Source organism: Jiangella rhizosphaerae, from assembly GCF_003579925.1.
Taxonomy (GTDB): domain Bacteria; phylum Actinomycetota; class Actinomycetes; order Jiangellales; family Jiangellaceae; genus Jiangella; species Jiangella rhizosphaerae.
In genome coordinates this window covers 1-8077 of sequence record NZ_QUAL01000116.1, presented here as the reverse complement: position 1 = coordinate 8077, position 8077 = coordinate 1, and the positions used below count along the sequence as shown (strand labels likewise).

General features: G+C 74.7%; 5 protein-coding genes and 2 pseudogenes. 2 read left to right on the top strand and 5 right to left on the bottom strand.

The annotated features are described in order from the left end of the window. Positions 1–1204 (top strand): annotated as a pseudogene (locus tag DY240_RS31910) (hypothetical protein); the annotation flags it as partial. On the opposite strand, the gene DY240_RS12100 reads toward DY240_RS31910, so the two are convergent. The 5 genes and pseudogenes from DY240_RS12100 to DY240_RS12080 all read right to left on the bottom strand — a co-directional run bounded on the left by DY240_RS12100 (position 1201) and on the right by DY240_RS12080 (position 6546). Then, positions 1201–2076 (bottom strand): SDR family oxidoreductase, encoded by an 876-nt coding sequence (locus tag DY240_RS12100; RefSeq protein ID WP_119660140.1) that lies wholly within the window; start codon positions 2074–2076, stop codon positions 1201–1203. The pseudogene DY240_RS31910 and the gene DY240_RS12100 sit on opposite strands and share 4 nt — an antisense overlap. Before the next feature lie 38 nt (positions 2077–2114). Beyond that, positions 2115–2556 (bottom strand): annotated as a pseudogene (locus DY240_RS34075) (nitroreductase family deazaflavin-dependent oxidoreductase). Then, positions 2519–4627, bottom strand: a complete 2109-nt coding sequence (locus DY240_RS12090) for an iron ABC transporter permease (protein WP_119660139.1) — start codon at positions 4625–4627, stop codon at positions 2519–2521. The pseudogene DY240_RS34075 and the gene DY240_RS12090 overlap by 38 nt, the downstream one beginning before the upstream one ends. A gap of 13 nt (positions 4628–4640) precedes the next feature. Then, positions 4641–5666 (bottom strand): ABC transporter substrate-binding protein, encoded by a 1026-nt coding sequence (locus tag DY240_RS12085; protein ID WP_119660138.1) that lies wholly within the window; start codon positions 5664–5666, stop codon positions 4641–4643. A 43-nt stretch (positions 5667–5709) separates the two neighbouring features. Then, positions 5710–6546, bottom strand: a complete 837-nt coding sequence (locus DY240_RS12080) for an ABC transporter ATP-binding protein (protein WP_233552712.1) — start codon at positions 6544–6546, stop codon at positions 5710–5712. 421 nt (positions 6547–6967) lie between these two features. On the opposite strand from DY240_RS12080, the gene DY240_RS12075 reads away from it, so the two are divergent. Further along, positions 6968–8077 (top strand): 3-hydroxyacyl-CoA dehydrogenase family protein (locus DY240_RS12075; protein WP_199701363.1); only part of this gene is annotated, 1110 nt, incomplete at its 3' end.

Sequence of the window (8077 nt, the reverse complement as noted above, 5' to 3'; positions counted from 1 at the left end):
GGCCGTCCTCGCCGATCCGTTCCCGTCCGGACGCCCCGACCTCGGCGCCGTCGACGCCGCGGCCGGCCGGCCGGCGGCCGAGCCGACGCCGGGCGGGCAGGCCGAGCCCGTCATCGAGGCCGACATCGACGAGCTGCCGGCCGGTGCCCCGGCCGCCGCGCCGTGGTACGCCGACGGCGCCATCCACGACGGTGAGACGGTGGTGCCGTTCGACGCCGAGTTCGCCGGCCTGCGCTCGCTGTCCGCCGTCGCCGGCGGGTACGCCGTCCTGACCGCCGACAGCGAGGGAGTCGACGGCAACGAGCTGTGGCTGGTGCCGTCCGGCGGCGAGCAGACGCGGCTGGCCAGGGGCGCCGTCTACTCGATGGCCGTGTCCGCCGACGGCGCTCTCGTCGCCTGGGCCGAGCACGACTGGAGCACCCGCGCGCCCGGCGACGGCCCCGGCCGCACCGTCGTGTACGTGGCCGACGCCACCACGGGAGAGATCCTGCACGAACGGGAGCAGACCGGCGACGACGGCCCCGTCGGCAGCGTCCGCGGCTTCCTCGGGCCGCAGCGCGTCGTCCTCGACAGCGCCACCAACGCCCCCACCGGCGTGTACGTCTGGGACCTCGCCGCCGACACCGTCACGCCGTGGACCGACTTCGGCTTCACCGCCGCCGTCTCACCGACGGGCGAGCTGGCCGCGCTGGTCCCCCCGAACGAGGCGGCCGACCGCACGACGGCCGTGGTCGACGGCGTCACCGGCGAGATCCGCTGGCGAGCGCCGGAGCGCGCCACCATCACGTCGGACGGGTTCTCGCCCGACGGGCGGTACGTCACCGAGGTGGTCGAGATCGGCCCGAGCCCAGAGGATGTCGAGGCCAGCGCGCTCGCCGAAGGGATCGTCATCGCCGACGCGGCGACCGGTGAGCCGGTGCGGACGGTCGGCAGCCTGCAGCAGGGTGCCCACGCCTGGGAGGTCGACTACGCCTACGAGATCGTCGTCGCCGACACGGCGACCGGTGAGCCGGTGCGGACGATCCGCGGCCTGCGGCCGATGGCCCACGCCTGGGAGCCGGACGGGTCGCTGCTGATCGAGGCCTGGGAGGACGACGAGCGTGCCGCCCTGGTCCGGTGCACCGTCGGCGGCGGATGCGAGCTGGCCGCGCCGGTCCGCGACTCCGCCGGCGGGCGGCCCTACGACCTCGGCGCGAGCGGCTAGAACACCGGCTTGCCACCGGTGACGCCGAGGACGGTGCCGGACACGTAGCTCGCGTCCCGCGGGGAGGCGAGGAAGACGAAGGCCGGCGCCACCTCGGCGGGCTGGCCGGCCCGGCCGAGCGGGGTGTCCTGGCCGAACTTCGCCACCTTCTCCGGCGGCTGGGTGGCCGGCTGCAACGGCGTCCAGATCGGGCCGGGCGCGACGGCGTTGACGCGGATGCCGCGCGGCCCGAGCTCGGCGGCCAGGTTGACGGTGGCGTTGTTGATCGCGGCCTTCGTGCTGGCGTAGTCCAGCAGCGACACCGACGGGTCGTAGGCCTGGATCGAGGAGTTGTTGATGATGCAGCCGCCCGCCTTCAGGTGCTTGACGGCCTCCTGCGTCACCCAGAACAGCGCATAGAGGTTGGTCTTGAGGACGCGGTCCAGCCGCTCGGGGTCGATGTTCTCGATGCCGCCCTCGCGGGCCATCTGGAAGCCGGCGTTGTTCACCAGGACGTCCAGGCCGCCGAGCTCGGCCACCGTGCGGGTCACGACCTCGACGCAGGCGTCGTGAGTGCGCAGGTCCGCGGCGTAGGCGGCGCCGCGGCGGCCGGCGTCGCGCACCAGCCGCATCGTGGCGTCGGCGTCGTCCTGCTCCTCCGGCAGGTAGGTGATCGCGACGTCGGCGCCCTCGCGGGCGAACGCGAGGGCCACCGCGCGGCCGATGCCGGAGTCGCCGCCGGTGATCAGCGTGCGCAGCCCGGTCATCCGGCCGGAGCCCTGGTACGTCTGCTCGCCGTGGTCCGGCGTCGGGGTCATCTCCGCCGTCGAACCGGGCGGCTCCTGCTGCTGCGGCGGGAACTCAGTGGGACGGCTGGCCTGGTCGGTGCTCATGCCTGGCCTCTACCCGGCCGGCCCGCCGCGAAACGCCGTCAGTCGGTCAGGCGGGTCAGCACGAAGACCGGAATGACCCGGCTCGTCCTGGTCTGGTAGGTCGCGTAGTCGGGCCAGGCGGCGACTGCGCGCTCCCACCAGACGGCGCGCTCGTCGCCGTCCACCTCGCGCGCGAGGTAGTCGTGCTTCTGCTCGCCGTCCTGCAGCTCGACGTGCGGGTTGGCCTTGAGGTTGTGGTACCAGACGGGGTGCTTCGGCGCGCCGCCCAGCGAGGCGACGACGGCGTACTCACCCGTCGTGCTCGACCCGCATGAGCGCGGTCTTGCGCAGCTTGCCGGACTTCGCGCCGACGGACGTGAGGACGATGACGGGCTTGCCGCGCAGCGTGGCCGCGGTCGTGCCGCCGGACGCCTCGTAGGCCTCCGCCTGCTTGCGGGCCCAGTCAGACGTGCTCGGCGCGTACTCTCCGGTGAGGGGCATGTCCACGCCAACCCAGCCGTCGCGGAGCGGTATTCCCCCGCACCCGGGTGCGGTAGAGCAGCCAGACGAAGTACGGCGCGCCGACGATCGCGGTGACCAGGCCGGCCGGCAGCTGGGCCGGCGCGATGACCGTCCGGCCCAGGGCGTCGGCCAGGCAGACGAGGCTGGCGCCGAGCAGCGCGGCCACCGGCAGCATGCGCCCGTGCCGCCGTCCGACGAGGGCGCGGGCCGCGTGCGGCGCGACCAGCCCCACGAACCCGATGACCCCGACGCCGGCGACGGCGGCACCGGTCAGCACGACGGCGCCGGTCAGCAGCGCCAGCCGCGCCCGAGGGACGTGCACGCCGAGGATCCGCGGCGTGTGGTCGTCGACGGAGAGCAGGTCCATCGTGTGCCGCATGCCGTAGAGCAGCGGGACGGCCGCGACGACCGCCAGCGACATCGGCACCAGGTGCTCGAACGAGCGCCCGTAGGTCGACCCGGCCAGCCAGGTCAGTGCCTTGGTCTCGTTCCACGGGTCGGTGAGCGTGATGAGCACGACGATCAGCGACTGCGCGGCCGCCGACACGGCGACGCCGATCAGCACCAGCCGGTCGCTGGCGAAGCCGCCCCGTGCGGCCAGCGCGAACACCAGCGTCGCGGCCAGCCCGGCGCCGATGCCGGCCGCACCGGCCAGCGCCCAGAAACCGGCCATCGGGACCAGCGTGATCATGGTGACGGCGCCGACGCCCGCGCCGCCGGCCACGCCGATGATGCCGGGCTCGGCCAGCGGGTTGCGGGCGACGGCCTGGATGATCGCGCCGGCCAGCGCCAGCGAGGCGCCGGCCAGCAGCCCGGCGACGACCCGGGGGAGCCGGGTGTCCATGACGGTGCTGACGATGGGCCCGGCCTGTCCGCTCAGCCAGTTGACGACGTCGCCGAGCAGCAGCACGGAGTCTCCGAGCAGCGTGCCGCCGACGGTGGCCGCGAGCGTCACCACGACCATCGTCCCCACCACGACGCCGAACCGGCGCCGGGTGACGCCGCCACGCACCCCCGCGGCGGGCGGCTCCCCGACGGTGTCCGAGGCGCGGATGCGCCGCGCCAGCGCGATGAGGAAGATGGCCCCGAGGATCGTGGTGACGACGCCGGTGGGCACCTCGAGCGCCCCCTGCGACCCGATCGCGGCCCGCAGCCCGACGTCGGCGGCGAGCAGCATGAGCACGCCGGTCGCGGCCGACACCGGCACCAGCACGGCGTGCTTGTGCAACCCCGGCACGACCGGCGTGGCCAGCCGTACGACCGCGGGTGCGGCCAGGCCGACGAACCCGACCGGACCGGCCAGCGTGACGGCGCACGCGGCCAGCATGACGGCGAGCACGATGGCGCCGCCGCGGACCCGGCGCACGTTGACGCCGAGCATGCGGGCGTGGTCGTCGCCGATGAAGACGAGGTCGAGCTTGCGGCCGAGCAGCAGCAGCCCGGCCAGGACGACGGCGACCACCGGGGCGATGGTGCGGACGCCGTCGAGGCCGTTCTGCCCGAGCGACCCCTCGCCCCAGGCGAACAGGCCGCGGGTCTCCTCGGAGAACAGGATGATCAACGAGCTGGTCAGCGACTGGAACGCCAGCGCGATGGCGGTGCCGGCCAGCACCAGCCGGACCGCGCCCGTCCCGCCCAGGCCGGACAGCGCGAGCACCAGCGCCGCCGCGCCCAGCCCGCCGAGGAAGGCCAGCCCGGCCGCGCCCAGTAGCGGCAGCGTGAACCCCGCCGTCGCGGCCGCCACCAGCGCCAGGTGCGCTCCGGCGTTGACGGCCAGGGTGTCGGGCGAGGCCATGACGTTGCGCGACACCGACTGCATGACCGCGCCGGCCGCACCGAGCGCGACGCCCACGACGATCGCGGCCAGCAGCCGGGGCAGCCGCGAGGCCAGCACGATGGCGCCGGCCTCGTCGGTGCCCTGTCCGGCCGCCCAGCGCAGCACCTCACCGGCGCCGACCTGCGCGGTGCCCTGCATGAGGTGGACCACCGCCAAGCCCGCGATGAGCACCGCGAGCGCGACGGCGACCACGCCGAGGCGGCCGGACTTCACGGGTGGTACCGCCTCAGCCGAGCGCGTCGACGGCGGCGTCGACGTACTGCATCATCGACGTCGGGCCGCCGAACTGCCACAGCGAGTCGGGGAACCGGACGACGTTGCCGGCCTGCACGAACGGCAGCGAGTCCCAGATGGCGTTGCCGGCCAGGATGTCGGCGAACGGGTCGCCGCCGTCGTTGGCGTTGGCCATGTACCAGAAGCGGACGTCCTCGGGCAGCGCCGTCAGCCCCTCGACGTCGGTCTGGGCCAGGCCGTAGACCGGGTCGCCCTCCAGGCCCCACGCGTTCTCCAGGCCGATCTCCGCGAACACCTCGGAGACCAGCGAACCCTCGGCGAAGGGCCGGATGCTGACGGTGCCGGCGTCGGCCCACCCGTCGGCGAAGGCGACCGGGTCGCCGGTGGCGCCGGCCTCCTCGACGGCGGCCCTGCCCTCCTCGATCTTCGCGTCGAACTCGTCGCGCAGCTCCTGGGCGCGGTCCTGGGTGCCGGTGAGCTCGGCGATGAGGTCGAGGTTCTCGAACATCTGGCCGATGTTGTCCTGCACGTCACCGCCGGGCATGACGACGACCGGCGTGGTGGCCTCGATCTGTTCGACGGCCCCTTCGATGAGGCTGTCGGTGACGACCACGAGGTCGACGTCGAGGGTGGCGAGGGTGTCCATGCTCGGCTCGCCGCGGGTGCCGATGTCGGTGACGGTGTCGTCGAGCGGGGCGCCGCTGACCCAGTTCTCATACCCCTGGATGTCGGAGACGCCGACCGGCATGACGCCGAGCGAGACGAGGTTCTCGACGGCGTTCCACTCGGTGGCGGCGACCCGCACCGCGGGCTCGTCCAGCGTGACCTCCACGCCGCGCGAGTCGGTGACGGTGATCGGCCCGCCCGCGGCGTCGCCGGAACCGGCGCCCTCGGTGGACCCGCTGGTCGACCCGGCCTCGGTGGGGTCGTCGCCGGACGCGTCCTCCGTCGTGCCGCAGGCGGTGGCGAGCAGCACGAACGCGACGGACAGGCCTGCGAGGGCGCGCGCTCTTCTCATGGTGGTGTACCTCGTGATCGGTGGGTGTGGGTGGAACGGGCCTCTAGGCCGTGGCGCGCGGCCGGACGTCGTTGTGACGGCCGACGGCGCGCGTGGTGATGCGCCCGTCGACCGGATCGACGTCGACGTCGACGCGGATGCCGTACGCACGGCTCAGGTTCTCAGGGGTCAGCACCTCGCGCGGCGTGCCGTCGGCGGTGACCGTGCCGCCCTCGAGCAGCAGGATGCGGTCGGCGACGGCGGCCGCCTGGTCGAGGTCGTGCAGCACCAGGCCGACGCCGATGCCGTGGTCGTCGGCCAGCTCGCGCACGACGTCGAGGATCTCGATCTGGTAGCGCAGGTCGAGGAAGGTCGTCGGCTCGTCGAGCAGCAGCAGGCCGGTATCCTGCGCCAGGCAGCTGGCGAGCCACACGCGCTGCGCCTGGCCGCCGGACAGCGCCTGCACCGGGCGGTCGGCCAGCGCCTCGATGCCCGTGAGCGCCATGGCGCGGGCGATGGCCTGTTCCGCGCCCGGGTCGCGGCCGGTCCAGCGCGCGCGGTGCGGGTGGCGGCCGTACTCGACCAACTCGCGGACGCACAGGCCGCCCGGCGTGGTGCGGCTCTGCGCCAGCAGCGTGACGCGGCGGGCCAGCTCGCGCGGGTCGAGGGTGAGCACGTCGGTGCCGTCGTGGAAGCTGATGTCGCCGGACGTCGGCAGGTGCAGCCGTGCCAGCGCCCGCAGCAGCGTCGACTTGCCGCTGCCGTTCGGGCCGATGAGCGCCGTGACCATGCCGGAGCGCAGCTCGATCGACGCGGCCCGCACGACCACGTCGCGCCCGTACGCGAGATCGACGTCGCGTGCGGCGAGGCCGTCGACGGGCAGAGTGGGCGAAATGGTCACGGCGCCAACGTAAGGTACGCCTAAGCTAATTCGCAAGCCATGGCGACGGCGGATCCGTCACGTCGGCCCGCCCCCGCGTCCCGGGCGCGCCATGCGCGAGTTGGGCGCTGTGTCGGTGCCCGCCCGTAGGGTGGGACTCCCTCCCAACCGGGCGGGGACCGCACCCCGCGCGAGCCCGGGGGACCCACGCCGTGCGAGGCCGGGGACCCACGCGCGCGGAGCCCGGCGGCCCACGCCGCGCCAGGCCCGGGACCGCGCCCCGGGTGAGCCGCGCCGGGACCCTGGACCGCCCCGCCCTGTCGAGGGCCGTGCATACTGGCGGCGACTGGGGGCCGGAGGCTTCCACGAGTCGTCGCTCCGGACCGTGAGGCGACCGGAGCGAGGGGGTTCACGTGCACGGCCCGAGGCGGGAGGGGTGTTGATGGGTGCGCGGATCGCCAGAGTGGGCGTCGTCGGGCTGGGGACCATGGGGGCCGGCATCGCGGAGGTGTTCGCGCGCGCCGGCCTCGACGTCGTCGGGGTGGAGCGGGACGACGCGGCGCTCGCGGCCGGGCGCGGGCACGTCGACGCGTCCACCGGGCGCGCCGTCCGCCGCGGCAAGCTCACCGCCGACGAGCAGGCCGCGCTGGTCGGGCGGATCGAGTTCACCACCGACCTCGCCGCCCTGGGCGCCGCCGACCTCGTCGTCGAGGCGGTGCCGGAGCGGCTGGAGCTCAAGCGCGACCTGTTCGGCCGCCTCGACGGCGTCGTCGGCGCGGACACCGTCCTCGCCACCAACACCTCCTCCCTCTCCGTGACGGAGATCAGCGTGGCCGTCTCGCGGCCGGAACGCGTCGTCGGCATGCACTTCTTCAACCCGGCGCCGGTGCAGGAGCTGATCGAGGTGGTGCGGACCGTCGTCACCGCGCCGGAGGTCGTCGCCGCCGTCACCGAGCTGGCCCGCCGGCTGGGCAAGACGCCGGTCGAGTGCGGCGACCGCGCCGGGTTCGTCACCAACGCGCTGCTGTTCGGCTACCTCAACCGGGCCGCGGCGATGTACGAGAGCGGCCACGCGAGCCGCGAGGACATCGACGCGGCGATCACGGCCGGGCTCGGCTACCCGATGGGGCCGCTGGCGCTGCTCGACCTGATCGGGCTGGACACCGCCCACGAGATCCTCGCCACGATGTACCGGCAGGGCCACAACCGGCTGCACGCCCCGGCGCCGGTGCTGGGCGAGCTGGTGACCCTGGGCTTCCTCGGCCGCAAGAGCGGTCGCGGCTTCTACGACTACTCCGAGGACGACGCGGTGCGCGCGAGCTCCGCCGTGGTCGCCCCCGAGGTCGGCCGGACCCGCCGCGTCGCGTTCGTCGACCCGGCGACCGGGCCGCTGGCCGAGGCGCTGGCGAAGGCGGGCCACGACGTCGTCGGGTCCGGCACGGAGCTCGCCGGTGCCGACCTCGTCGTCGCGCCGGGCGAGCCGGAGACGTTCGCCCGGGTCGCCGCCGACGCCGCGCCCGGCGCCGTGCTCGTGGCCACCGGCGCCGGACCC